The sequence below is a fragment of the Amycolatopsis sp. CA-211722 genome, from assembly GCF_056828465.1.
This window is the reverse complement of record NZ_CP184752.1, coordinates 1,249,308-1,273,768: the sequence shown is the minus strand read 5'-3', so window position 1 is coordinate 1,273,768 and position 24,461 is coordinate 1,249,308. Positions and strand designations below refer to the sequence as shown.

Below are 24,461 nucleotides of genomic sequence, written 5' to 3'. Positions count from 1 at the left end.
CTGCGCCCGGCTTTGGGGCCGCTCAGGCTAATGCCCGGCCGGCAGGAGGTCGTGACCGTTCCAGGTGAACCGGGCCGTGGTGACCGCGTCGTCACCGTCGCCGCCGGTGATGAGCTGGTGGATCCCGACGCCGCCGAGTTCGGCGTAGGTGCACCATTCGTGGTCCGAGGTCAGCATCAGGTCGAGGTCGAGTTCGGACAGCAGGCCGAACACCTGCCCCCGGTTGGTCGTGTCGACGCCGACGAACACCTCGTCGAGCAGGATCACCCTCGGCGCCTCGGGCGCGGCCTGATAGTGCGCGGCGACGGCGGCGAACAGCGGCAGGTGCAGCGCGATCGCCTTCTCCCCACCGGAAAGCGCGCCGTGCAGCTTCTTGGTCAGCAGCTGCCAGCCCGCCCCGTTCGCGCGGTCCACCTTGACCACGAACCGGTGCCAGGACGTGTAGTCGAAGACCTGCGCGAGCTGCTGTTCCCAGCTGGTCGCCGTGTCGTCCGCCTTCGCCTGCTCGACGCGCTCGCGGAAGAACTTGTGCAGCGACACGCGATCTTCGGCGGTCAGCTGATCCGGATCCTTCAGCAGCAGATCCCGCGCGGTCTTGGTGCCCGGCGGCAGATCCGGGGAGACCTGCCAGACCAGCCGGACGGCGACCCGCGACGCGGTCCGCACGCGTTCCAGCCGCGCGTTCATGCCGTCGACGAGGTCGTTGGCCTGCCGGATGCGGGCCGCGAGATGGCGACGGGTGTCGCCGGTCAGCGTCTTGTCGAACAGGTCGCTTTCCCGGTCGGTGATCTCGTGCCTGCTCTGTTCCGCTTCCGCGTAAAGGATCTTGAGCAGTTCGGCCGCGCCGACCCGCAGCCCGTCGACGACGGCGGTGAAGATCTGGACGTCCTCGTCGGTCTCCAGATCGAGTTCCGCGCGCGAGCTGAGCGTGTTCCGGCAGGTGTGCACGGCTTCCGACAGCCGGTGCAGTGCCTCGCCCAGGTTGCTCGGCGCGTGCGGCACGGACGGCCACGCCGCGGCCACCAGCCGGGCCGTTTCGAGCGCCGACCGGACACTTTCGGAGGCGGACAGGGTGGCCTGGAACTTCGGCAGGTCCTCGATCCCGCCGTCGGCGGGGAAGACGCCGGTCGCGAGCTTCCGGAACCGGAGCGCGGCCGCGTCCTGCTTCTTGGCCGCGTCCTCGCGGGCCCGCGCGTCGGTCGTGCGGCGGACGCCGAGCGCGCCCAGCGACACCGCGAGCTCCTTGGCGTCGGCGTTCGCGGCGCGGAGTTCGGCCGAGAGTTCCCGCAGCTTCGTGCGCAGCGCGTCGATTTCCGCGAGTACCTCGCGCTGGCCGCTGCCCGCGGTCCCTTCGATCGCTTCGAGCATCGCCGTGAGCTTGACGCGTTCGGCCTCCGCTTCGGCGGCCTCGTCCTCACGCCGGGCCGCGTTCGCCTCCGACCGGTCCGCCTGTTCGGCGCACAGCTCGGCCCGCTGGTTCGCGGTGAGCAGGTTTCCGTGCTCGTACAACCAGTTCTCGCCCTGGTCGGAGTACGTACGCAGAGCCGTGGCGAGCGCGGCCAGAGGCGCGCGTTCGGTCGGCAACCCGGATTCCGAAGCCTGCGCGGTCAGCTCGTGCAGCGCGGTCTTGGCCTCGATCTCCAGCGCGGAGACGGCGCTCTCCAGATGCCGGACGGCGGCGTCGGCGGCGGTCAGCTCGGCCTCGGCCGTGGTCAGTTCCCCGGTCGCGGCAAGGAGATCGTCGTGACCGGGGCGGGCGGCGCGTTCGATCTTGATCAGCTCGCGCCTGCCGCGCAGCGCGGCCAGCTCGCCTTCCAGCTCGGCGATGGTCTTCTCGCGCAGGGAGATCTTGTCCCGCAGTCCGGCGATCCGGCGCTCTCGCGCGCGAAGGCGGGCGGACGCGCCGATGTACGCCGGAGCGTCCTTCGCCCAGCTGCCCGACAGGCCGCCCATCCGCCAGCCGCCGTCCGCGCCGATCGCGGCGGGCCCGGCGGGCCCGGCGGGAAGCTTGTCGTCGAACGCGATCACTTCCAGGACCCGGCGGATCTTCGTCGGGGAAACCTCCGCGTCGGGTTCCGGCACGAGGACGTCGGCGAGCGAACGACCGGTGGCCACCGGCAGCGTCCCGGACTCGGCGAGCACGTCGTGTCCGTCGACGACGCCGTGGGAGTTCACCCAGGCGTCGAGCAGACCGGCGCCTTCGAGCGCGGCCTCGATCCCCGCCTGGGCGCTTTCCGGGACCGAGCCGGCGAAATCGACCAGCCGCCACAACGGCGCGCCGCTCATCTCGGCCCGGTCCGCCGTGCGGGTGCGGGGCGGCTCGGGCGCGAGGACGTCCTCGGTTTCGAGCACGCCAGCCTCGACGAGGAGTTCGTCGTGTTCGGCGCGTGCGGTGGCCAGCGTGGCACCGGTCGCCGCCTCCCGGCGGATGATGTCTTCGAGCACGGTCTCGGCGACGGCGCCGAGCCTGCCCAGCAGCGAGACCTCGGCCTCGGCGTCCCGGACGACCGCTTCCACGTCGGGGAACCGCAGCTCGCGGCAGCCGATCGCCCATTCGGCGAGCCGGGTGCGCAGATCGCTCAGCGCGAGTTCCCGCGTCGCCGTCGTGAGGTCCACCCGCTCCTGCGCGGCCGAGAAATCCGACCGCGCGCGGTCGAGATCCGCCTCGGCCTGGTGACGCCGTCCGACGGCGCGTTCGTGCTTGTCCAACGCCCGGCCGAGCGTCTCGACCTGGTCGCGTTTGCCGCGCACGGCGGCCTGCAGCAACGGACGGAGCCTCGCCGGTTCACTCAGCCCGGCGACGAGTTCGTCGTGCACTCCGGCCAGATTCGCGCGGGTCGCGGCGGCACGGACCTCGGTCTCCAGAGAACGCACGAGATCGGCCTGCCGTTTCGCGACCTGCTTCGCCGCCCGCGAGCGCTCCTCGTCGGCGTCCGCCTCGGCACGGAGCCGGTCCGCGTCCGCGCGCAGTGCCTCCGCTTTCTCACTCGTGGACAAGGTGCGTTGCCGCAGCTTGTCGAGTTCCTGGCCCTTGCGGTACGACTCGGATTCGGTCAGCCCGGACAGCCGGGCTTCGGTCTCTTCGACGTCCTTTTCGAGCTTCTCCGCCCGTTCCTCGGCGGCCTCCTTCTTGGCGGCGACCTCGTCGTGCTCCTCGGCCGAACGGCGGGCGGCCGCGGCGAGTTCGTCGAGTTCCGTGGTGGCGTTGATGAGGTTCGCGGCGCCCGCGCGCAGCACACGCTGGGCGTAGGTCTTCTGCCGCGCGGCGAGCGCGCGGGTCGCGTCGACCTCGGTCTCCAGCGAGCCCAGCCGTTCGCGTTGCGCGTCGAGCCGCTCGAATCCCTCGGCGAGATCCGCGATCTCCTGCTGTCCCAACGGCGGAAGCGCGCGGGAGAGCAGGTTGGACAGCAGGCTCGGGTCGAGCCGCTGCGAGAGTTTGGGCATCCGCAGCTGGAGCAGCGCGGTGATCAGCGCGTCGTACCGCTGTTCGCTCAAGGTGGGGAACAGTTTCGCCCTGAGCGCCGCGCGGTACTCGGCCGCGCCTTCGTGCACGGTCCCGTGCTCGCCGAGGGCCTCCTCCAGCGCGTTCTTGGTCAGCGGCTGACCGGCCTCGTTGACCAGCGGCAAACCGTCGCCCACCCGCAGGTCGGTGGTGAAGAAGTCGGCGTGCACCGTGCTGGTGTGCGTGCTGGCCTGAAGCCGCGCGCCGCACGTGAACCACTTCTCGCCCGCCATGCCGAATTCGAGCCAGACGTAGCCGACGCGCGTGGCACCGGAAGCGCCTTCGCCCATCAGGTTCCAGTGCATGCTGCGTTCGCTGGTGCCGAAGGTCGACAGCCGGTTGGCGCGCAGGCTCGCGTCGAACAGGAACGGCAGCAGCAGCTCCAGCGCCTTCGACTTCCCGCTCCCGTTGGGGCCGCGCAGCAACAGGCGCCCGTCGTGGAACTCGAAGATCTCGTCGTAGTAGCGCCAGATGTTGAGAATGCCCGCACGGGAGGGGATCCACCTCGTCACGGTCACGGCGCCTCCTCGGTGCGGTCGGTGTACCTCGCGGCGGCCGGGAGCGGCCGGACGAGTTCGGCTTCGGTGCGTACCAGGCCGAAGCCGGTCAGCACGGCGAGCGCGTCGACGGTCAGCCGTCGCACGCCGTCCTTGCCCCGGTAGGTCTTGGCCCAGCGCGGGAACCGTTTCAGCAGTTTGGCGGTCGCCTTCTGCAGGTAATCGATGGTCCGCGGCTCGTCGAGCGCGTCTAGCAGCAGGAGCGCGGCGACCTTGGCGTTGCTGCCGTCGTCCGGGAACCGCTCGTCGGTGGCCAGCCCGTCGACGTCGACGAGCAGCACGCCCTCCGCGCGTTCTTCGAGAACGAAACCGCCCTGCTCGGCGGCACGCCGCAGCAACTGACGCCCGGTCGGCGTGCCGAGGTACGCGCGTTCCTCCGCGGTCAGCTCGGCGAAGTACAGCACCGGATCGTCGACGAGACGGCGGAACACCGTGTGCCGCAGCCACAGGTTCCGCTGGACGTCCGACGCGCTCGGGGTGTCCTCGTGGCGGCCGGAGGAAAGGCCGTAGCGCTGCTCGTGCGACACCGCCTCCAGCAGTTCCTCGAACCGCAGCGCGACGTCGTCGGCGGGCACCGCCAGCTGCGACGGCCCGACCGGCGCGGCGAGCAGCCGCAGCAACAGCGTCGCGTCGACCCGGAACAGCACCTTCGCCGCCGGATCGTCCACAAAGGACTCCGGGTCGCCGTCCGCGGCTTCGAGCACGCCGTAGGACTCCAGCAGTTCGAGGACGTCCACGAACGCCAGCCGCTCCGCCCTGGTGGCGACGTCGAACGTGGTGACGAGATCGTCGGCGGCGCTCGCCTGCGCGACACGGCCGGCGAGCAGGCCGACGGTGGTCACCGGCACGGTCAGCAGTTCGGCGGCCACCACGCACAGCAGGACGTAGCGGCGCCGGTCGAACGCCGCGCGCCCGGAGCGCAGCCGCCGCGCCGGGCGGGTGGGGTCGGCGGCCGCGCGGACCTTGACCAGCCGGGCGTAACCGAGCCGCGGTTCGACCGTGAGCGTCCAGCCGCAGTAGTAGTCGAACCACTGCCGGATGGGCTCGCGGCGGCGGCGGATGAGGTCGAAGGTCTCGGGGGAGCCGCGTTCGCCGATCAGCGGGGTGGCCAGCAGGGCCCGGATCCCGCGTGCGACCTCTTCGCGTTCCGCGATGACCAGTTGGTTGGTGAGGCTCACGCGCCGCCTCCGGCCGTACTGATCTCGATCTCGTAGTCGGGGCCCCGGAAGACGCCGCTCGTGGTGGTCAGGCGCGCGACCGCGCCGTTCCGCGGCGACCGCAGGACGATCTCGATCTGGCCGTCCGATGTCGTGCTCCGGCGGGTGCCGTCCGCGCCGGCGGCACTGCCCAGTGCCTGCCCCATGAGGTCGAGAAGCCGCTCGAAAACGGTGTGGTCCAGCTTCTCGAACGCCGAGAGCCGCACGACGCCGCCGGTGTCGAGCATGTTCCAGGCCGCCTCGAGCTCGGCGCGTTCCTGCAGGGCTTTTTCGGCTCTCGCGGCTCTGATCGCGCTGACGTCGCGGATCCGGCCGGTCCTGGTGAAGCGCTCGGTACGGCCTGCAGAGCGGAGCAGCTCCGACACCTCGACCGGCGGCGCGTCGAGCCACGACGCCGTCGTGCTGACCACCTCGGGGTCGGCGTGGGCGAGGTGCGCGTGCCGCGCGGAGCTCAGCCCGAACATCGTGGACCACAGGCGATGCAGATCCTCCTGCGCCGGGACGACGGTGAACCACCGCGCCAGCTCGCGGAAATCCGCGACCGCGCTGCTCGCGCGCCGCCGCGACTCGGTGATCCGGTCCAGCACCTGGAGGAGCGTGATGATCGCCCGCCGCGCGAGCCGATGCAGGTCCTCGACCCTCGGCGTCACCCCGTCCTCAGGCAGGAACCACGCGCGAAGGCCGTCCCAGCGCGCCTTGCGGACGTCGAGCCAGCGCGGGTCGGGGTTCGGCAGCGACGCACCGTTGAGCGCCCGCCGGTGCACCCGCTCGACGCCGTGGTCGTCGATCTCCTTGATCCGGGTGGCGATCGTGTGCGTGTGATGTTCCAGGTCGTTGAGGAACTCCTGCAGATACGTGACCGTGGCCGCCTTGACCTCGTGGAACGTCGCGAGGTCGGCTTCGGCGCGCAGGAGGCGCTGGAGGTCGCCGTTGAAGCGCTTCGTGGTGTCGCGGAACGCTTCGAGGTGGCTCTCGACTTCGGCGAGCGTGCTGAACACGTGCCGGTCCGTGCCGTCTTCGAGCTGCTTGACGAGCTCACCGAGCCGCTCACCCAGCGCTTCGAGCGTCGCCGTCTGGAGCGCCCCGGACGCGTTGAGCACTTCGTTCGCGCGGACAACCCCCGCGTACGCCGCTTCGCCCTGCCGGCTCAGCGAGTACTGGAGATTGCGGCGTTCGTACTCGGACGCCGTCCGGTAGTCGCCCGCGTGGCTCTGGACGACGTCGAGGTGGCCCTGGTCGCGTAGCTGGTCCAGCGCCTTGACGAGGTCTTCGTCGGCCAGCGTCTCCAGCCAGCCGACACCGCGCAGCCTCGTGCGGACGTCGTCGATCCCGAGCGCCGTCTCCAGCCGCTCGTTCGCCTCGCCGAAGGCGTGCAGGATCGCCAGGGGGAGCCCGGATCTGCTGCCGTCGGTGAAACGGAACATCTCGGGCGGAACACGGATCGGATCCATGCGTCCTCCGGCGGCTGGTGCGTGGAGCTACACGTTAGGGGGTCACCCAGACGAGTCCGAACGGCCCATCTTTTTCACGCAGAGTGCTCACGTCGTGAACATCTCGAGCCGCACCGTGGTCCCCTCGACGGTGACCTTGCGGTAGACGTGGCGACCTTCGACGACCTGGTCGTCGTTCATCGCCCCGGGAGCGAAGTTCGACGCTTCGAGCAGCTTGGGCACGTCCTCCGCCGGCAGGGTGAGGACGACGACGTAGCGCGAGTCGATGCCCCGGTCGTACCGCGTCTCCAGCACCTTGCCGCTGGCCGGCATCGAGATCCCGCCGAACCGGAAGGCGTCTTCCGGTGTCGGGCTCGGCGAGGGCGTCGCGCAGCCGGCCAGGAGGAGGGCGAGGACGGCGAGCAGGGTTTTCACCTAGCGTGAGACGCACGGTGGACGTAAGCGTTCCGTCACACTTGGACGGGGATGACAGGGGCTGTTCGACACGTTGTACTGGGTGTCAACGACCGAAGGAGATCTACAGTGACGGAAAAGGCTGTTCTCGCGGGCGGCTGCTTCTGGGGCATGCAGGACCTGTTCCGCCGGCACCCCGGGGTCGTCTCCACCAGGGTCGGCTACACCGGCGGCGACGTGCCGAACGCGACCTACCGCAACCACGGCTCCCACGCCGAAGGCATCGAGATCGTCTTCGACCCGGCGCAGCTGACGTATCGGCAGATCCTGGAGTTCTTCTTCCAGATCCACGACCCGACGACCCGCGACCGCCAGGGCAACGACATCGGCACCAGCTACCGATCGGCGATCTTCTACACCGACGACAAGCAGAAGCAGGTCGCCGAGCAGACGATCGCGGACGTCGACGCCTCCGGCAAGTGGCCGGGCAAGGTGGTCACCGAGGTGACCCAGGCCGGTGACTTCTGGGAGGCCGAACCGGAGCACCAGGACTACCTGGAGCGCATCCCGAACGGCTACACCTGCCACTACGTGCGGCCGGAATGGCAGCTCGGCGAGCGCTGATCGTCGCGCTGCACGTCTCTTCGGTGCATGCGTACGAGGGCCGTCCCTCAGACGGCCCTCGCCCCGATCCCGCTCCGGTCTCGCGCGACCACGTCGAGGTGCGCGCGGGACTGGGGCTGGTCGGGGACCGGTACTTCAACCATCCCGCGCATCGCTCGGCCGCGGTGACGCTCTTCTCTGCGTCCGTGCCTGGTGATCCGCTGCTGGCTCGGCGGAACATCGTGCTTTCGGGCTTCGATGTGGACGCTCTGGCGCGGGATTCGGTGGTGACTCTGGACTCGGGCGATGGTCCTGTGCGCTTCGAGGTGCACCGGCCAGCGAATCCGTGCGCTTGGATGGACGTCGTCTACCCTCGCGGGACTTTCGCTGCTTTGCGGGGCCGTGGCGGGAAGCGCTGCGTGCCGCTGGACGACGGCGTCTTACGCGTCGGGCCGGTAGAGATCTACTAGGCCTGCTCCATCAGGGCAGGCCGAGGTCCGCATGCTCCGCGGCGAACGGCGCGAAGCTTCGCCCGGTTGTCGCTGAAGGCGTTCCAAACAGGAACAAGGTGCGGATACCGGTCGTGCAACTCGTTCTTGAAACGGCGAAAAGCGCCCTTGCCGCTGAGGCCCGCGATAGCCGTTCGTCGCTGAGATCCGCCGCGAAGTCCGCCATGGCCTGGTACCAGACGGACGACGGCAAAGGTTCGATGACGGTCAGGTCCACGTCGTCGAGGTCGATGGGATTCCGGCCGTCGATCCCGCCGTCCTGTGTCCACAAGCCCATCTCGCCGGTCCGTGGGTCGACCAGGTGAAAGTACTCGTAGTCGGTCTGGTCCTGCAGCGCCATCGCGATGCCGCCGAGGTCGAACTTCTCCCAGCCGAGCATGCGTCCGTCCTATCGACGTGCGGCGAGGCGCTGATTCGCCTCTTCGAGGCTGAAGTGCGCGGGGTCGAATCGGCCAGGGTCGTCGAGACCAAGCCAGCCGACGACGTCCTGGTGTTCCGGGTGCCCGGGCTCGCCGAGGATCTGGATCAGCCGGGCATACCCTCCGGTTCCGCCGACGTCCTCCGGCGGGCACGCCGCTTGGCCCGCGACGCACCGGGGATAGCGCCCATCGGACTTGGCGACCGTGGCCTCCTCGATGAGGATCTCGTGGTCCCAACTGTCGCCGAAGTCGTAGTTGTACTCCAGGCGGTCACCGGGCTTCACCAGGTCGTCCAGCCGCACTTTCCGTTCGTCGCGGTATTGCAGCTCAGGCTCGGCCTCGCCGTAATAGGTCTTCCCATCGAGGAAGTAGTGCAGGTGGTAGTTCTCCCAGCCCATCGCGGCCTGGATGACGACATGCAGCCGGTCGAGCGGGATGGCCGCCGGAACCAGTACCCGTCGCCACACCGGGAGACCCTCGATTTCCAGCAGCGTGATCTTCACCTGGTAGATCGGATCGCCGGCTTCCGGCTCACCCAAGAGCCGTCGCATACCGGACCGGCCGAGTTCGGTCAGCTCAGCCGCGTTGTCTTCAAGAGTCACCACTCCCAAGCGCCGCAGCACATCGAGCGTCTCCTCGGTGTCACGGTCGTTCGTGCGCCGCGCCATCTCAAGCTGGAATTCGGTGAGATCTTCCAGCACGTAAGGTGCGCTCACGACATCCCAGACCGTCGAACCCAAACTCGCGAAGGTGACAGCGCCGTCCGCGCTGTACAACGACGCCAACATGGCGCGGCTGCCGTGCTCGAACTCGGGGCGCAGCAGCGACTCGCTGAATCCCGAGTGCAGGAACGCCTCGCCCAGCTTGTCGAACCCGGTGAACAACGCGAGCCACAGTTTTTGCGGGTCATCGAGAAGCGCCCGATTCTTCTTCACCGGAACCAGCCGTTGCCCGGTCTTCCGGACCAGCCGCGCCACCTTGGCGCACTCCACGACGAGCATCAGGTCGAGCAGATGCTCGCTCGACCTGGTCCGGTACACGTGGTCGCCGATGGTCTTTTCGAGCACGTCACCGGTGCCTAACAAAGGCACCAGCGTTTTGGCGTCGGCCAAGGTGATACGCCCGGTCTGGGTGAGTTTCCGCCCCGCGCCGACCCATTCGGTGAACGCGCGCACCTGCTCGACCAGTTCGGACTTCACCGCGAGAACCATGCCACCCCTTCCAGGTTTTTCAGGAGTCTAGGTGCGCTGGTACAGGTCACGCAGTCCCGCTTTGATCTGCTCCGGCGTCATGCTTTGCCGCTGGTAGACGTACTGCGCCGCGGCCAAGGGAGCGAGCAAGGCGTCGGCCCGGAAATGCGCGTCGGTATCAGGGGCGACCTCGGTCAGCAGCGCGACCAGATGACTGTGGTGCAACCGGTACGCGCCGGTCACGAACCGGGCCATCGGCGTCTCCGTCTCGGCGACCATGAGCAACTCGCCATGCGTCTCGAGCCTGTCGACGTACGCTTCCAGGAACGCGCTGAGCCTTTGGCCTGCCGGCGCTCCGGGACCCAACGGCGGCGGCCCGCTGATGAACGCCTCCTGGAACTCGCGCTCGTTCTCGTCGAGCAACGCCTGCGCCAACGCGCCCTTGTCCGGGAACCGGCGATACACGGTCCCGATCCCGACGCCTGCCTCCGCCGCGACCTCGTCCAACGCGAGCCCGTCGATCCCTTTGGCCGCAACGAGCTTGGCGGCCGCTTGGACGATCTTCCGCCGGTTACGAGCCGCGTCCGCCCGCTCTGTTGGCCCGGAGCCTGCGATGGGAAGCACCCGGTCAGCCTAACCGGTGGACAAGTGGAACTTTCTCCGGTTAACTAAGTGGAGAAACTTCCACTTAAGGAGACTTGGATGTCCGTCGAACACTTCACGAGCGACGACGCCTCGACCTGGTTCCAGCGGCTAGACCAGCGGATCTTCCTGGCCGACGTCCTCGCGCAGGACAGCGGCGCGGCGATGTCCGTCGGCTTCGCCCGCTACGGAAAAGGGGAGCGGAACCCGTGGAAGATGACCTACGACGAGGCTCTCGTCATCACTTCCGGGGCCTTCACTGTCGAGGGGCCTTCGGGATCGGTGACGGCTCGGGCAGGTGAGGTGATCTATCTGCGTTCCGGCGCCGAAGTCGTCTATGCGGCCGATGAGGACACCGAACTGGTCTATGTCACCTATCCGCATTGGCTGGCGGCTACGGAATCTTCGGTCGAAGCCCATCGTCTCGACGATTTCCACGAGGCCTGACAGTGGCTTGAACCTCCCAAATAGGACAAGTAACCTCAGTCTGAGGGGGAGGGGTTTCATGACGGGGTTCGAAGCTGATCCGAAAGCCCTGCGCGACGCGGCCGAACAGGCCAAACGAGCCGCGGGAATCGTTCGAGAGCTGGATCTGGAGCGGGTGGCGGCGCTTTCCGGCGCGTTGACCGGAACAGAGTCGGCGAAGACCGCCGCACAGCTCGGTCCACATTGGGAGAACTCGATCGGTGTCTGGGCGAAGGGAGTGGATTCCTACGCGGCATCGCTGACCACCGCCGCGAGCGCGTACCGGATTCGGGACGACGCCGGTGAACAGGAATTCGACGGGGCAGGTGGTCGATGATGGTCACCTGGGCCGAGGTCAGCCAGTGGAAGGCTGATGGGATAGGGCAGATCGGTGACCACTTGGCCGCGCAGAATCGCCAGGTGCTCGGCTTGCAGGACGAGATCGACGGCGCCAAACCCGCCGGGTGGGCCGGTGAAGCGGCGGACGCGGCGGCCGGAAATCTGCGCGCCCGCTGTCAGGAACTCGAGGATCTCGCGGCGCGCCTGTCCGCGGCCGTGAAGATCATCGACGACACCGAACAGGCGGTGCGCGATTTGGTACGCAGTGTCGAGACGACCGAGGATTTCGCCGCCAAGAACGGTTTCCGGATCGACAACGGCAAGGTCGTCGAGACCGAGAACGCCGGCGGGTTTCTCTCCACCATGCTTCTGCAGGTCGAGGTGGAGGCCATCCTCGCCCGCGCCGGCCAGATCGACACCGAACTGAATTCGGTGCTCAAGCGCATCATGGCAGGCGAAATCGGTGACGCCGGCGCGACGACGCTGGCGGCCGCCGCCGCGGCAGGCGAAGACCGCATCGCCGACGAACAGCGGCACCGCGATCTCCTGGCGAAATACCAAGTCAAAACAGAGGGCACGACGGTGTGGCCGAGCGGCTTGACCGGCTGGCTCGCGGAACGAGCGGGTTTCTCGAAGGAGAAGATCACCCAGTCCGAAGCCAAGCTGCTCGACGATCTGCAGATGCGCAAAGGCTTGCTCGGACTCAAGGAGTTCGCCGACATCCGGCAGGACGCCTTGCATGTCGCCGAAGGCAAATTCGAGGGCAAAGGCTTGACCGACGGCCACGCCGACGCGTTCCGTCACGCCTATTGGAACGCGATGATGACGCAGCGGTACGGAGAGGAATGGGCCCGCGACTTCGCCACTGCGCACGAGCGGAACCCGAGCAGTCATCACGTCCCAGTGGCCATGGACCTGCACAACAACGAAGTCGGCCGCGCGATCGCCCGGGCCAACCCGGACGCCAGCCCCGAGCAGATGGCGAACCTGATCGAACAAGCCGTCAAGGACGGCAAAATGGTGGTCATCGACAAGAACGACACACTGGTATCGTCCAGCGAATCGCCTCCAGGCGAGACCCGCGAAACCAAGAACAAGCCTTGGCCCACGGACAATCCGGGGCGCAACGACGACCACGACCCCGGCGATCCGTCGGCGTATCCGGACCAATACTGACCATGCGCTTGATAGTGACTCTGCTCGCCCTGCTCGCCCTCGTGGCGGCCTGCGGCACGAGCACCCCAGGAGTGACAGTGGAATTCGACGAAGGTCTCGAAAAAACGATCGGTGATCTCGCCAGGACAGGCGGGTCACGCCCGCTCAAGGAGTTGGCGCCCGGCGATTGGACGTCTGTGCAGGTCATCATCGGCCCCGCTTCCGGCGCGCGAATCGAACGCGAACTCGGCCGTCCGGTAACGGTCGAGGGCGATGGCACGCACAGCGGCGACTACGTCCAGGACGGCAATCTGCTGGTGTTCGACCGGGACGGCGCCACCACGCGGATGGTCAGCCTGGGTACTCTTGCCGCCCTTGGTGAGGGGAAGTACCGGGCCGATGTGGTGCTGCGGGCGCAGGGTGGCGCCATCACGATGACGGACCCGGACGGCCGTCCCGCGGGCTGATCATCAGCCGATGCGGCCTTCGGTGCTGAGCGCAGCGGAGTCGAGAGCCGCTCCGCGGAGGCTGTACTGGCTAGGCGTTGGAAAAAGTCGAAGAAGCTGTTGTGCGCTAGCGAATTCCAGCTACAGCGCCTGATGCGTCTGCAGTCGGCCGTGGTGCGTGGCAAGCTAATTGCCATGACCATCGAGCCAGAATTACTCGACGTTGTCACCGTGTCGGGGTGGACGCTGACTGTCGCGTCTGACGGCCGGCAGGCACAACTCCGCGCGCCAGGGGGAGTCGTGGTCACTGAGTTGTCCGGAAGCTGGATAACTTTGGCTCTTTCGGAATCGAACTTGCAGTCTCGGGCGCTCGACGCCGGGCAGCCGCCGCGTTGGGATGTCGGCCTCGCCGAGCGGATCCTCCGGCGTGCTCGACCGGATGGATCGCTGTTCCTTCGAGCGTTGGTCGATCAGGGCGGAATCGCCACAGCCGAAAAGTTGCGGCAGGTCACCGGGTTGGAGTTTCTCAATCATGCCACTCGAACCTTGACAGAAAGTGCCGCCGTGGTGTTGTCCGATGGTGACCCGGAACATCGAGGTCGGTACTGGAGGCATTTTTTCGCTGCGCGCAAGCACCCGGACCAACCTCGCGGCCGTGTTCATGACTATTGCCTGCCGGATGAGCTCGTACCGATATTCGCCGAGGCACTTACTCGGCTCGACCGTTGATGCATCACCGGTCCCGGCAGGAGCTTCGAGGAGGAATCTGACTTGTGCCCCCGGCAGGATTCGAACCTGCGACACCCGCTTTAGGAGAGCGGTGCTCTATCCCCTGAGCTACGAGGGCATGTACTGCCAGGCGCAGCCTACCGGGTGACGCGAGCCGCCCGAGCGCGAGGTCGCAAGTCGCACCCGGGCGGACCAAGCGGCCGGCCCCCCCGAATGCCCCGAACGGCGGTTGCCCGCGAACCCCGGACAGGGAGCGGCCGAACCGCGACACTGGCCGTCCAGTGACACCCGACCTGCGGATCCGTCCAGGAGCAGCGACACTCTCCAGTAGGAGAACAGGGTCTGAATCGACGCCTAGATCGACACAGATGACCCGCGCGGGTCACTCGTACGTGTCTGGTTTCGAAACCCTGAACAACAGTAGGTAATCTTCGTTAACGGGACGCGAGACGCCGCTCCCCCGGCTGCCGGAGGGCTTCGTTGATCAAGCTCATGTTCGCCGACGACGAGGAACTGGTCCGTTCGGGCCTGCGTGCCATGATGTCGGGCGCTGCCGATATCGAGATCGTGGGCGAGGCGAGCGACGGGAGATCAGCGGTCGAGGTCGCCCGGAGGTACCACCCCGACGTCGCGCTGCTCGACATCAAGATGCGGGCCCCGGACGACGGCATCCGCGCGCTCAGGGCGATTTTGGCCCTGCCGGATCCGCCGACCGTGGCCATGTTGACCACGTTCGACATCGACGACTACGTCAGTCTCGCGCTCAGGCTCGGCGCCAACGGCTTCCTCCTCAAGGACATCGACCCGGCGGCGCTGCTCAGGGCGGTGCGCGACCTCGCGCGCGGTGGCGCGGTGCTCGACCCGGGGGTCGCGGCGCGGATGGTTCAGTCGCATCGGGACGAGCAGCGGGCCGCGCAGCCGGCGCGCAAGCTGCTCGCGTCGCTGTCCGAGCGGGAGCGTGAGGTCGTCGGGCTGATCGGCCAGGGGCTGTCCAACGCGGAGATCGGCGGGCGGCTTCACCTGTCCGAGGCCACGGTCAAGGGGTATGTCTCGGCCGTCCTGTCCAAGATCGGCGCGGCGAACCGGGTGCAGGCCGCGCTGCTGGCCTACCGCGGCGGCCTGCTCGACCAGTAATGATCCTCACCGCGCTCGAGTTCCTCGGCTTGATCGCGTTCGCCGCTTCGGGGGCTCTCGCGGCGGTGCGGGCCAGGTTGGACGTCTTCGGGGTGGTCGTCGTCGGGTTGACGACCGCGCTCGGCGGCGGGGTCATCCGTGACGTCCTGCTCGGGATCACGCCGCCCACGACCCTGCGGACCTGGCCTTATCTCGCTGTCTGCGGCGGGACGGCGCTGGTCGTGTTCGTCTTCCATCCGCAAATCGCGAAGCTGCGCCGCGCCGTGCTGCTCGCCGACGCGCTCGGGCTCGGGGTGTTCGCGACGGCGGGGACCACCATCGCGTTGAACGCGGGCGCCACCCCCTACGCGGCGTGCTTGATCGGCATGACGACGGGTATCGGCGGCGGCGCTGTGCGTGATCTCCTGCTGCGGGAAATCCCGCTCGTGCTGCGGAAGGAGATCTACGCGGTCGCGGCGCTCGCGGGGGCCGTGCTCGTCGTGATCGGTCACGCTCTGCGACTGCCACCGGGTCCGGTGACGGTGGTAGCAGCAGCCGCCGTGGTGGGGGTCCGGATGCTCGCTTTGTGGCGGAGATGGAACGCACCCGTTGCGAAAGGGCCCGAGACCGGCTGAAACGTCTTCCGGATCGCCGGATTTCCTTTGTTTGTTCTGTGTGTGTTCTTAGGCGAGTCTCAGCACTCTGCGTAAGACTGTCGCCATGCGCATCCTCGTAGTGGACGACGACAGGGCCGTCCGTGAATCACTCAGGCGATCCCTTGAGTTCAACGGCTACCAGGTGGAGCTGGCCGGGGACGGCGCGCAGGCCCTGGAAGCGATCATCGCCAACAGACCCGACGCGATGGTCCTCGACGTGATGATGCCTCGGCTCGACGGCCTGGAGGTCGCCCGGCGGCTGCGCAGCACCGGTGACGACCTGCCCATTCTCGTCCTCACGGCGCGGGACACGGTTTCGGACCGGGTGTCCGGCCTCGACGCGGGCGCCGACGACTACCTGCCGAAGCCCTTCGCGCTCGAAGAGCTGCTCGCGCGCCTTCGCGCGCTTCTGCGCCGGGCGATCCCGGATCCGCAGGCCGGACAGAACGCCGAGGTCCTCGCGTTCGCGGACCTCACGTTGGACCCGGGGACGCGCGAGGTGCGCCGGGCCGGGCGGGAGATCAGTCTCACCAGGACCGAATTCGCCCTGCTGGAGCTGTTCCTCTCCTACCCGAAGCACGTTCTGACCCGCAGCCGGATCCTGGAGGAAGTATGGGGATACGACTTCCCGACGTCGGGCAACGCGCTGGAGGTCTACGTCGGCTATTTGCGCCGAAAGACCGAGGCTGGGAACGAACCGAGGCTGATCCACACGGTGCGGGGAGTGGGCTACGTCCTGAGGGAAACCCCGCCGTGACCGAACCGGTCCCGGTCGTCGACGTGTCCGAAAAGGATCCGCGCGGCGACCGCTGGGGCACTCGGCGGTTCTCGCTCCGCGGCCGGGTGACGCTGCTCGCGGCCGCTTCGGTGGCCGGCGCGGTGGCGCTGGTGTCGCTCGGCGCGTACCTCGTCGTGCGTGACAACCTCTACCAGCAGGTGGACGACAACCTGCTCGCCCGCGCGCAGGCCGCGGTCGAGTCGCCCCAGGTGCAGACCGAGCTGCAGCAGGTGCCCGGCGCCTTCCTCGCCAGCGCGGACCTGCAGATCGGGCAGCTGACGGTCGGGGAGAAGGTCCGGCTGACCTATCCGCAGTCCGGCAGCCGCCCGCCGTACGGCGAGGACGAGATCGCGGTCGCGTCCGGCGACAAGGCGTTCTCCCTGCGCACCGACCCGAGGACCGACAGCCGCGTCGTCGCCCTCCCGCAGGGCGACGGTCAGGCGATGGTGCTCGCGCAGTCGCTCGGGCCGACGAAGCGCACCCTGAACGAGCTTTCGGTGGTCCTGTTCCTGATCGGCGGCGCCGGGATCCTGGTCGCCGCGGCCGCGGGAACGGCCGTCGCGAGAGCGGGCCTGCGGCCGGTCGACCGGCTGACCTCGGCGGCCGAACGCGTCGCCACCACAGGCGACCTGCGGCCGATCCCGGTGAGCGGCGACGACGAACTCGCCCGCCTGACCCAGAGTTTCAACACGATGCTGGGCACGGTCGCCGAATCGCAGGAGCGGCAACGGCAACTCGTCGCCGACGCCGGCCACGAGCTCCGCACTCCGCTGACGTCGCTCCGCACCAACCTGGAGCTGCTCCTTTCCGCGAGCAGGCCGGGCGCGCGGACCCTGTCCGACAAGGACCGCAGCGACATCGAGGCCGACATCCGCGGCCAGCTCGACGAGCTGACCCAGCTGATCGGCGACCTCGTCGAGCTGGCGCGCCAGGACGAGCCGCGGATCGAGCACGAGCGGGTCGAGATGGTCGACGTCGTCGAGCGCGCGCTGGACAGGGCCCGCCGCCGCGCGGGCGAGATCGAGTTCGACGTCTCGCTCCAGCCGTGGGTGCTCACCGGCGACACCAGCGCGCTGGAACGCGCGGTGCTGAACCTGCTGGACAACGCGGTGAAGTTCTCGCCGGAAGGGTCGACGGTCGGGGTCCGGTTGTACCCGGTCGGCGACGGCACCGCGGTGCTCGAAGTCGAGGACTCCGGGCCGGGCATCGCCGACGAGGACCTGCCGAAGGTGTTCGACCGCTTCTACCGTTCGTCGGAGGCGCGGACGCTGCCCGGTTCCGGGCTGGGCCTCGCCATCGTCCAGCACGCGGCGCAGCGGCACGGCGGAGACGTCTACGCGGGCCGCGCGTCCACTGGCGGCGCGTTGATGACGCTGCGGCTCCCGGGAGCCCCGGCCTGATGGGTGATTACTCTGACGGGTGATGAGCACCGAGAACGCGCCTGAGCTGCCGCCCCGCCGTCTGCTGTGGACACTGCTGGTGGCCGCGGTGCTGCTGGCCGCCGACCAGCTGACCAAATGGTGGGCCGTCGACGCCCTCACCGACCGGGCGCCGATCCCGGTGATCGGCGACTTCATCCGGTTCCGGCTGCTCTACAACCCGGGCGCGGCGTTCTCCCTGGGGGCGAACTCCACCTGGATCTTCGCGATCCTGGCCGCGGCCGCGGTGGTCGCGCTGCTGTGGATCTCCCGCAAGGTCCGTTCGGCGGGCTGGGCGATCTCGCTCGGGTTGCTGCTCGGCGGCGCGACGACGCATCTGGGCGACCGGCTGTTCCGCGAACCCGGCTTCGCGCGCGGCCACGTCGTCGACTTCATCGACTACAACGGCTGGTTCGTCGGGAACGTCGCCGACATCGCGTTGTTCTTCGGCGCCGTCACGCTTTTCGTGCTGAGTTTCCGTGGCGTCCCGATCGAGGGCGTCAAGGAGTAACGAGACAGAACTCGTTCCCTTCCGGATCCGCGAGTACGACCAAGCCCTCTTCGGGACGAGCGAGTACGCGCGCGCCCAAGGAAACGAGCCGCTCGACGCTGTCGCCCGTCAGGTCCAGATGCACGCGGTTCTTGACGACCTTCGATTCCGGCACCAGAGTGAAAAAGAGCCGCGGTCCCGACGGCGCTTCGACCAGGACCGAAGGATCGTCTTCAGGACCGGAAAAACCCAGCGAACGAAGGCGATCAAGCTCTTCTTCGTCATAGGGCGCGATTTCGTAGCCGTCGAGCGCGGCCGCCCAGAAACGGGCGAGCGAAGCCGGATGCCGGCAGTCGAAGACGACGTCGCGAAGCCTGGCCATGGCCTCATGATGGCAGCCCGATCGGGTCGTCGCGGCATGTTCGATCGCGTAGGATTTTGTGTAGTTGGCCCAGGGAGGGTTCGTGCTCGCGCGGCAACGACAGGCGGTGATCCTCGAGGAGGCGCGCCGGACCGGGGCGGTCCGGGTCAGCGAACTCGTCGTGCGGCTCGGCGTGTCCGATATGACGGTGCGCCGCGACCTCGACGTGCTCGCCGGTCGTGGCCTGGTCGAGAAGGTCTACGGCGGCGCCACCTCCGTCGTCGGCAAGAGCACCGACGAGCCCGGCTTCGAGGCGAAGTCCGTGCGTCAGCGCGCGCAGAAGGAGGCCATCGCCGCGCTCGCCGCCCGGTTGGTCCGGCCGGGCACCGCGATCGGCGTCTCCGCGGGCACCACCACGTGGACCCTGGCCAGGGCGCTCGACGGGATCCCCGGCCTGACGATCGTCACGAACTCCATCCAGGTAGCCGACGTGCTGCGCGGCGTGAACGAGCCGGATCGCACGGTCGTGCTCACCGGGGGCGTCCGCACCCCGTCGGACGCGCTGGTCGGGCCGGTCGCCGTGCAGAGCCTCCGGTCGCTGCACCTGGACGTCGTCTTCCTCGGCGTGCACGGGATGGCCGACGGGCCCGGGTTCACCACGCCGAACCTCACCGAATCCGAGACCGACCGCGCGCTGGTCGAGGCGGGCCGCAGGCTGGTCGTGCTGGCCGATCACACCAAATGGGGCGTCGTCGGCATCTCCACGATCGCCGGGCTCGATGAAGCCGACGTCGTGGTCTCGGACGACGGTTTGTCCGACGGGGCAAGGGAAACGCTCGCCGAGCAGGCCGGTGAGCTGATGATCGCCGAATCGGTGGAGGCGGCGGAAGCCGAAGAAGCGTGAAGTCGGCGGCCAGTGGCGCCATACTCATGTGCGATGCACAGCATCGGCTCAGGAACTTCTCAGGACCATCCCGCAAGGTGAAGACATGACCGAGAACGACCCCAGCGGCCAGGACGCCGAGAAGGCGCGGCCCGCCGGCGCTCAGCCGGACGCGGAGCAGAGCGCGAACTGGGCTCAGCCCGCGCCGCAGCAGCCTGACGCGACCGGCCTCGGCGGCCATGCCACTCCGCACTCGGGAGCGCAGCAGGCCTACCCCCAGGAACAGCAGCAGTACAACCCGTGGTCCCCGCAGGCGCAGACGCAGACTCAGCACGCGCCCACCCAGGGACACCCGATCCCGGGCCAGCAGACGCCGTTCACCCAGCCGGGTCCGTCGGTGTACGCGGTCCCGCAGCAGCGGCAGGCGCAGAAGTCCACGTCGGGCAAGCTGCTCGCCGGTGTCGCGGCGATCGCGCTGGTCGTCGGCGGTGTTGCGGGCGGCACGGTCGGGTACCTGACCGGTGACGCCTCCGGCGGCTCGGCGGTGAACGCGCTCGACGCGCCGAAGCCCGCCCAGCAGACGGGCAACCTGCCCGCCGGTTCGGTCGAATCCGTGGCGCAGAAGCTCTCGCCGAGCGTGGTCGAGCTGCAGGTGTCCGGCCGGTCGGGTGCGGGCGAGGGTTCCGGCTTCGTGCTCAGCACCGACGGCTACGTGCTGACCAACAACCACGTCGTCGAGGTCGCCGCCGGTGGCGGGCAGATCCAGGCGGTGTTCCAGGACGGCAAGAAGGGCTCGGCGACCGTCGTCGGCCGCGACCCCACGACGGATATCGCCGTGGTGAAGGTCAGCGGCGTCAGCGGCCTGACCCCGGTGGAGCTCGGCCGCTCCGACGACCTGCGGGTCGGGCAGCCGGTGGTCGCCATCGGTTCGCCGTTCGAGCTGACGGGCACGGTCACGTCGGGCATCGTCAGCGCGCTGAACCGGCCGGTCAGCGCCGGCGGCAACGGCGACCAGACCACGGTGATGTCGGCGGTGCAGACCGACGCGGCGATCAACCCCGGCAACTCCGGCGGCCCGCTCGCGAACATGGCCGGCCAGGTCATCGGCATCAACTCGGCGATCTACAGCCCGAAGTCCGCGCAGGGCCAGGGCGGTGAGACCGGCGGCAACGTCGGCATCGGCTTCGCGATCCCGATCGACCAGGCGCGCCGCACGGCCGACGACATCATCAACACCGGCCAGGCGACGCAGACCTTCATCGGCGCGCGAGTGCAGACGGCGGCGACCGGTGGGGCGCAGCTCGGTGAGATCTCGCCGGGCAGCCCCGCGGAGAAGGCCGGCCTCAAATCCGGTGACGTCGTGACGAAGCTGGACGACCGGTCGATCCCCAACGCGGACGCGCTCGTCGCCGAGATCCGCACCAGGGCGCCGAACGACAAGGTGAAGTTCACCCTCAGCGGGGACAAGGTCATCGAGGTGACCCTCGGCGGCCAGCCCGTCACGCCGAACTAGAGACGCTCGGCCGCGGTGCGCGGCCGAGACCAGCTCCGGCTCGAACCCCCAGCGGGCCGGACCCAAGAAGCCACGCGCGACCGGCTGCCAATCCCGGTCGCGCGTGGCTCTTTTTACTGAGGGGTAAGGCAATTGCGCGCCGCCCAGGTCAGGGGGGTTGCGAAAGCCACTTTCGCAACGTTGAAGGTTGCGAAAGTGGCTTTCGCAACACCGCCGCGGCGCTTGATCGGCTAACGCACCTTCCGCCGGACCAGCGCGGCCACGAGCACACCGAGCCAGACGACCGCCAGGCTGACGAGCAGGCCGGTGACGGTGTCGGCGTCGTGCAGCCCCGGGTTCCGAGCGCCACCGAAAGGCCGCCACAGCAACGGGATCGCGAGCAGCGTCAACACCCCGCTGAGCACCGCTCCCGTCTTGACCGGCGTCTTCCAGCGTTCCGGAAGGAGCCTGCTCAGCGCGAATCCCACGGCGCCGACCAGTGGCGCGATCAGCAGATCGTGCGCCAGCGGGCCTCCGGCGAGCCAGCCGAGCGTCCCGAAGACGTCCGGCCGCAGCGGGAACGCGTACTCGGAGAACAACACCGCGCCCCACGCGAGCGCGGCGAGGCCGGGCAGGAACAGCAGCAGCCGCAACGTCTTCACAGCGTCTCCAAGCGGGTGACCCATTTCGTCTGCAGGACACCGGGCCGGTTCGGGGCGATGATCCGGCACGGGAAGCCGTGGTCGGCGTCGAGCACCTCACCGTTGAGTTCCAGTGCCAGCAGGGTGAGTTCGTCCGCGGTGTGCTCGCCGGGGAGGTCACTGATCCCATAGGGCCCTGCCTTCTCCAGCGAGAACACGCGGACCGGCGTGCCCGGCTCGCTTCCGGCGTGCCGCAACAACTCCGGCAGGGAGACGCCGCTCCAGCGCGCGGACTCGCTCCACCCTTCGACGCACGCGATCGGCAGTTCGGCCGACGTTCTCGGGAGGGCGCGTAGTTCTTCCAGTGAGTAGCTCTTCGTAGCGCTCGGCGTCACCACCGAAAGCCGCCAGTTCGGGTCTTTCGCCGCGGGCAGGACGCCGGCCGCTTCGGCGGTCCGGTTCACCGGCAGGCCTTGCGGGCCCTTGTCGCTGCGCCACGACAGGCCGGAAACACCACGCAGCAAAGGAACCGTGGCGCCGGCCGTCGCGACGACGCCGACTCCCGCGGCCAGCCAGGTCGTGCGGAGGAAGGCGCGCCGGGAGGGTTCTGGCTTGGTCGAGAGCGAGCGGCGGACGATGGGGAGTTTCACCGCGACGTGCACCAGGATCGAGCCGATCGCCACCCACGCGACCGCGTAGTGCAGCTGCGGGAAGTAGAACGGCCACGGATAGTTCTGCGCGACGTTGAACAGTCCGGTGGCCAGCTCGAAGAAGGCGGCCGCGGAAAGCACGAGGATCGACAGGCGTTCCAGCGCGTGCGGCAGCGAGCGGATCACCGGGCGCTCGAACAGTTTCGGGTAGACGCTCCAGAGTTTGGCCAGCAGCAAGGGAATCGACGCGATACCGGAGATCACGTGCGTGCCCTGCGTGACCCGGTACAGCCAGACCGGGCGGCTCGGCCAGCCGAACCACGACGGCGGATGCTGGATGAGATGGCTGATCAGGCCGGTGACGAAGCACAGCGTGAACGTGACGGCGAGCGCGAGCCCGATCCGGGACGTCACCCGTTCCGACGGTGTGTTCATGTTTTCTCCAGGCAGGCGAACCAGCGATGGCCGTGGCTGGTGGACCACGCGACACGGAACGCGGTGCGGGCGGCGAGGTCCGCGATCGCCTCGACGCCGACCCACGCCCAGGTGAACCAGGCGCCGTTGTCAGGCCGGAGACGGACTCGGTCCTGCCGGAGGCCTCGGCCGGGTGGGTCGAGCTCGACGAGCACCGTCCCGCCGTCGGTGATCAGTTCCGCCATCCGGGTGAGAAGGCGGTGCGGGTCGCCGCCGATGCCGATGTTCCCGTCGGCGAGCAGGACATGCCGCCAGCGCCCCTCGCCAGGGAGCCGGTCGAACACGTCCCGGTGCAGCGCGGCGGCGCCACGGGCGTGGGTGAGCCGCACGGCGGTGGCCGAGATGTCGACGCCGAGCGAGGCGACGCCGCGTTCGGTCAGCGCGGCGGTGAGCCTGCCGGGTCCGCAGCCGACGTCGATGGTCGGGCCGTCGCAGGCGTCGAGAAGGACGTCGTCGCCTTCGCAGGGAATGGCCGTCCAGCGGTCGACCGGGAGGTCGACGCGTTCGCCGGTCGCCAGTTCCAGCCAGCAGCGGTGGCCGAGCAGGCCGCGGTCGAAGGCGGTCACCGGACTTCGGCCACCGCTCGGGCGAACCGGCCGTGCGGAGCCATCGCGGCGACCCGGCACGCGTCCGCGATGGTGTCCACATCGGACAGTGTGGGCAGTATGCCGGGCCGTACCCCGATCGCGGCCAACGCGCGCAAGGTCCGACGCCCGGTGTCGCCACGCGACATCGGCACCCCGGCGAGTGCTTTGGCGTGCAGCGGATCCTTGAGGCCCAGTGCCCACCAGCCGCCGTCCTCCGCGAGCCCGAGGACCGAATCCTCCGGCCGGTTCGCGGCTTCGGCCAGGAGCGCCGGAGTGATCTGCGGGGTGTCCATCCCGATCTGCAGCACCGGTTCCCCGGGGCGGGGCGCGTCGGCGTGGGCGTTGACCAGCCGCAGGTCGAAACCTTCCCCGCGTTGGGGGATCACCTCCGTTTTTCGGAGCACCGCGGCGATTTCGGGGCCGTGGACGGCTTCGCCGAGTTCGCCGGTCATGGCGACGACCACGCGAGCCTCCGGGGTCAAGAGGCCGGCTTCGAGTGTGTCGAGCAGCGAGGCGGCCGCGATCCCGGCGGCCTGCTCAGGCGTCGCGGGCGGGCACAGCCGCGTCTTCGCGAAACCGGGAACGGGCGCTTTGGCGACGATCAGCAGGCAGAAGGTCATCGGCTCAGCACCCGCCCGAAATCCCGGGCGGCCCGCAGGGTTCCCCGCAGTGAGCCGGAGACCTTCGACTTCGTGCCCTTGGCGCGTTCGCCGTAGGACACGTCGAACTCGGTGACCCGCCAGCCCGCGCGATTCGCCTTGATCAGCAGTTCGAGCGGGTACCCGAAGGCGCGATCGGTGACGTCGAGATCGAGCAGCGCTCGTCGCCGGACGGCTCGCAGCGGCGCGATGTCGCGCACCGGCAATCCCTTGTACCGCAGGAGAGACGAGATCAGCGCGTTGCCAGCTCTCGCGTGCCACGGCCAGACGCCGGGGCCGGTGGGCACCCGCCGCCCGACCGTCAGCTGGGCATCGGCGAGGCCGCCTACCAGCGTCGGCAGCTCGGCGAGGTCGAGGGAGCCGTCGGCGTCGGCGAAGCAGACGACGTCCGCCGTGGCCACCTCCAGCCCCGTGTGCACCGCGGCGCCGTAGCCGCGCCGTGGTTCGTGGACGACCTTCGCCCCGAGCTCGGCCGCGATCTCGGCGGAACCGTCCGTGGAGCCGTTGTCGACCACGATCGCCCGGTAACGTCCGGGCAGGGCCGCCAGCACCCCGGGGAGGGCGCCGGCCTCGTCGAGACAGGGGAGCACGACGTCAACCTGGTCATCGTTCACGCAACGCACGTTAAGTCCGGGGTGGACG

At 68.9% G+C, this 24,461-nt stretch carries 27 protein-coding genes and 1 tRNA gene; 14 read left to right on the top strand and 14 right to left on the bottom strand.

Annotated features, from left to right (window positions below; translation table 11 throughout):
* Positions 1 to 27 precede the first annotated feature (27 nt).
* From ACOCEP_RS06265 to ACOCEP_RS06250, 4 genes are all read right to left on the bottom strand, one after another.
* Positions 28 to 4,020, bottom strand: a complete 3,993-nt coding sequence (locus tag ACOCEP_RS06265) for a TIGR02680 family protein (RefSeq protein ID WP_482336249.1) — start codon at positions 4,018 to 4,020, stop codon at positions 28 to 30.
* Positions 4,017 to 5,237, bottom strand: a complete 1,221-nt coding sequence (locus ACOCEP_RS06260) for a TIGR02678 family protein (protein ID WP_482336248.1) — start codon at positions 5,235 to 5,237, stop codon at positions 4,017 to 4,019. Before ACOCEP_RS06260 ends, ACOCEP_RS06265 begins: the two co-directional genes overlap by 4 nt.
* Positions 5,234 to 6,727, bottom strand: a complete 1,494-nt coding sequence (locus ACOCEP_RS06255) for a TIGR02677 family protein (RefSeq protein ID WP_482336247.1) — start codon at positions 6,725 to 6,727, stop codon at positions 5,234 to 5,236. Before ACOCEP_RS06255 ends, ACOCEP_RS06260 begins: the two co-directional genes overlap by 4 nt.
* An 87-nt stretch (positions 6,728 to 6,814) precedes the next feature.
* Positions 6,815 to 7,141: a hypothetical protein gene (locus ACOCEP_RS06250; protein ID WP_482336245.1), complete on the bottom strand. Its 327-nt coding sequence runs from the start codon at positions 7,139 to 7,141 to the stop codon at positions 6,815 to 6,817.
* Positions 7,142 to 7,249: 108 nt separating this feature from the next.
* On the opposite strand from ACOCEP_RS06250, the gene msrA reads away from it, so the two are divergent.
* Positions 7,250 to 7,744 carry a peptide-methionine (S)-S-oxide reductase MsrA gene (msrA, locus tag ACOCEP_RS06245; protein ID WP_482336244.1) on the top strand — a complete coding sequence of 165 codons (495 nt, stop codon included), beginning with the start codon at positions 7,250 to 7,252 and terminating at the stop codon, positions 7,742 to 7,744.
* Positions 7,723 to 8,193, top strand: coding sequence for a molybdenum cofactor biosysynthesis protein (locus ACOCEP_RS06240; RefSeq protein WP_482336242.1), 471 nt, complete (start codon positions 7,723 to 7,725; stop codon positions 8,191 to 8,193). Before msrA ends, ACOCEP_RS06240 begins: the two co-directional genes overlap by 22 nt.
* Positions 8,194 to 8,203: 10 nt before the next feature.
* On the opposite strand, the gene ACOCEP_RS06235 is transcribed toward ACOCEP_RS06240, so the two are convergent.
* From ACOCEP_RS06235 to ACOCEP_RS06225, 3 genes are read right to left on the bottom strand one after another with little or no spacing between them, the layout of a single operon-like run.
* Positions 8,204 to 8,611, bottom strand: a complete 408-nt coding sequence (locus tag ACOCEP_RS06235) for a hypothetical protein (protein WP_482336241.1) — start codon at positions 8,609 to 8,611, stop codon at positions 8,204 to 8,206.
* Between the two features lie 9 nt (positions 8,612 to 8,620).
* Entirely contained in the window at positions 8,621 to 9,862 is a 1,242-nt protein-coding gene (locus ACOCEP_RS06230) for a plasmid pRiA4b ORF-3 family protein (RefSeq protein WP_482336240.1), read from the bottom strand.
* A gap of 27 nt (positions 9,863 to 9,889) precedes the next feature.
* On the bottom strand, positions 9,890 to 10,465 hold the full coding sequence (locus ACOCEP_RS06225; RefSeq protein WP_482336239.1) for a TetR/AcrR family transcriptional regulator: 576 nt from the start codon (positions 10,463 to 10,465) through the stop codon (positions 9,890 to 9,892).
* 78 nt (positions 10,466 to 10,543) lie between these two features.
* Here ACOCEP_RS06225 and ACOCEP_RS06220 point away from each other — a divergent pair, with 78 nt between their 5' ends.
* The 5 genes from ACOCEP_RS06220 to ACOCEP_RS06200 all read left to right on the top strand — a co-directional run bounded on the left by ACOCEP_RS06220 (position 10,544) and on the right by ACOCEP_RS06200 (position 13,617).
* Entirely contained in the window at positions 10,544 to 10,930 is a 387-nt protein-coding gene (locus ACOCEP_RS06220) for a cupin (protein WP_482336238.1), read from the top strand.
* 58 nt (positions 10,931 to 10,988) lie between these two features.
* On the top strand, positions 10,989 to 11,285 hold the full coding sequence (locus tag ACOCEP_RS06215) for a hypothetical protein (protein ID WP_482336237.1): 297 nt from the start codon (positions 10,989 to 10,991) through the stop codon (positions 11,283 to 11,285).
* Positions 11,282 to 12,463: a DUF6973 domain-containing protein gene (locus ACOCEP_RS06210; RefSeq protein WP_482336236.1), complete on the top strand. Its 1,182-nt coding sequence runs from the start codon at positions 11,282 to 11,284 to the stop codon at positions 12,461 to 12,463. The genes ACOCEP_RS06215 and ACOCEP_RS06210 overlap by 4 nt, the downstream gene beginning before the upstream one ends.
* Positions 12,464 to 12,465: 2 nt before the next feature.
* Complete coding sequence (locus tag ACOCEP_RS06205) at positions 12,466 to 12,909, top strand: hypothetical protein (protein ID WP_482336235.1); 444 nt, start codon at positions 12,466 to 12,468, stop codon at positions 12,907 to 12,909.
* A gap of 174 nt (positions 12,910 to 13,083) precedes the next feature.
* Positions 13,084 to 13,617: a hypothetical protein gene (locus ACOCEP_RS06200; protein ID WP_482336234.1), complete on the top strand. Its 534-nt coding sequence runs from the start codon at positions 13,084 to 13,086 to the stop codon at positions 13,615 to 13,617.
* A gap of 45 nt (positions 13,618 to 13,662) precedes the next feature.
* Here the strand turns inward: ACOCEP_RS06200 and ACOCEP_RS06195 are convergent.
* Positions 13,663 to 13,735, bottom strand: a tRNA-Arg gene (locus tag ACOCEP_RS06195).
* Between the two features lie 362 nt (positions 13,736 to 14,097).
* Between ACOCEP_RS06195 and ACOCEP_RS06190 the strand changes: the two genes are divergently transcribed.
* The 5 genes from ACOCEP_RS06190 (at position 14,098) to lspA (ending at position 18,093) form a co-directional block, all read left to right on the top strand.
* Positions 14,098 to 14,751 carry a response regulator gene (locus ACOCEP_RS06190; RefSeq protein WP_005155565.1) on the top strand — a complete coding sequence of 218 codons (654 nt, stop codon included), beginning with the start codon at positions 14,098 to 14,100 and terminating at the stop codon, positions 14,749 to 14,751.
* Positions 14,751 to 15,365 (top strand): trimeric intracellular cation channel family protein, encoded by a 615-nt coding sequence (locus ACOCEP_RS06185; RefSeq protein WP_192743658.1) that lies wholly within the window; start codon positions 14,751 to 14,753, stop codon positions 15,363 to 15,365. Before ACOCEP_RS06190 ends, ACOCEP_RS06185 begins: the two co-directional genes overlap by 1 nt.
* An 85-nt stretch (positions 15,366 to 15,450) precedes the next feature.
* Positions 15,451 to 16,143 (top strand): response regulator transcription factor, encoded by a 693-nt coding sequence (locus ACOCEP_RS06180; protein WP_465410949.1) that lies wholly within the window; start codon positions 15,451 to 15,453, stop codon positions 16,141 to 16,143.
* On the top strand, positions 16,140 to 17,564 hold the full coding sequence (locus ACOCEP_RS06175; protein WP_482336232.1) for a HAMP domain-containing sensor histidine kinase: 1,425 nt from the start codon (positions 16,140 to 16,142) through the stop codon (positions 17,562 to 17,564). Before ACOCEP_RS06180 ends, ACOCEP_RS06175 begins: the two co-directional genes overlap by 4 nt.
* A 22-nt stretch (positions 17,565 to 17,586) precedes the next feature.
* The gene (gene lspA, locus ACOCEP_RS06170) at positions 17,587 to 18,093 is read left to right on the top strand and encodes a signal peptidase II (RefSeq protein ID WP_482336231.1); all 507 of its coding nucleotides are present in this window, start codon (positions 17,587 to 17,589) and stop codon (positions 18,091 to 18,093) included.
* Here lspA and ACOCEP_RS06165 read toward each other — a convergent pair.
* Complete coding sequence (locus ACOCEP_RS06165; protein WP_482336229.1) at positions 18,083 to 18,454, bottom strand: VOC family protein; 372 nt, start codon at positions 18,452 to 18,454, stop codon at positions 18,083 to 18,085. The genes lspA and ACOCEP_RS06165 overlap by 11 nt on opposite strands.
* Positions 18,455 to 18,536: 82 nt before the next feature.
* Here ACOCEP_RS06165 and ACOCEP_RS06160 point away from each other — a divergent pair, with 82 nt between their 5' ends.
* Both ACOCEP_RS06160 and ACOCEP_RS06155 read left to right on the top strand, forming a co-directional pair.
* Positions 18,537 to 19,337: a DeoR/GlpR family DNA-binding transcription regulator gene (locus ACOCEP_RS06160; protein WP_482339610.1), complete on the top strand. Its 801-nt coding sequence runs from the start codon at positions 18,537 to 18,539 to the stop codon at positions 19,335 to 19,337.
* A gap of 85 nt (positions 19,338 to 19,422) precedes the next feature.
* Positions 19,423 to 20,829 carry a S1C family serine protease gene (locus ACOCEP_RS06155; RefSeq protein ID WP_482336228.1) on the top strand — a complete coding sequence of 469 codons (1,407 nt, stop codon included), beginning with the start codon at positions 19,423 to 19,425 and terminating at the stop codon, positions 20,827 to 20,829.
* A 230-nt stretch (positions 20,830 to 21,059) separates the two neighbouring features.
* On the opposite strand, the gene ACOCEP_RS06150 is transcribed toward ACOCEP_RS06155, so the two are convergent.
* Genes ACOCEP_RS06150 through ACOCEP_RS06130 form a run of 5 tightly spaced genes read right to left on the bottom strand, consistent with a single transcriptional unit; the run spans position 21,060 to position 24,433 of the window.
* Positions 21,060 to 21,470 (bottom strand): hypothetical protein, encoded by a 411-nt coding sequence (locus tag ACOCEP_RS06150; protein ID WP_482336227.1) that lies wholly within the window; start codon positions 21,468 to 21,470, stop codon positions 21,060 to 21,062.
* Positions 21,467 to 22,534: a molybdopterin-dependent oxidoreductase gene (locus tag ACOCEP_RS06145; RefSeq protein ID WP_482336226.1), complete on the bottom strand. Its 1,068-nt coding sequence runs from the start codon at positions 22,532 to 22,534 to the stop codon at positions 21,467 to 21,469. Before ACOCEP_RS06145 ends, ACOCEP_RS06150 begins: the two co-directional genes overlap by 4 nt.
* The gene (locus ACOCEP_RS06140; RefSeq protein ID WP_482336225.1) at positions 22,531 to 23,139 is read right to left on the bottom strand and encodes a methyltransferase domain-containing protein; all 609 of its coding nucleotides are present in this window, start codon (positions 23,137 to 23,139) and stop codon (positions 22,531 to 22,533) included. The genes ACOCEP_RS06145 and ACOCEP_RS06140 overlap by 4 nt, the downstream gene beginning before the upstream one ends.
* Positions 23,136 to 23,780, bottom strand: coding sequence for a TIGR04282 family arsenosugar biosynthesis glycosyltransferase (locus ACOCEP_RS06135; RefSeq protein ID WP_482336224.1), 645 nt, complete (start codon positions 23,778 to 23,780; stop codon positions 23,136 to 23,138). The genes ACOCEP_RS06140 and ACOCEP_RS06135 overlap by 4 nt, the downstream gene beginning before the upstream one ends.
* Positions 23,777 to 24,433 (bottom strand): glycosyltransferase family 2 protein, encoded by a 657-nt coding sequence (locus ACOCEP_RS06130; RefSeq protein ID WP_482336223.1) that lies wholly within the window; start codon positions 24,431 to 24,433, stop codon positions 23,777 to 23,779. Before ACOCEP_RS06130 ends, ACOCEP_RS06135 begins: the two co-directional genes overlap by 4 nt.
* Positions 24,434 to 24,461 lie beyond the last annotated feature (28 nt).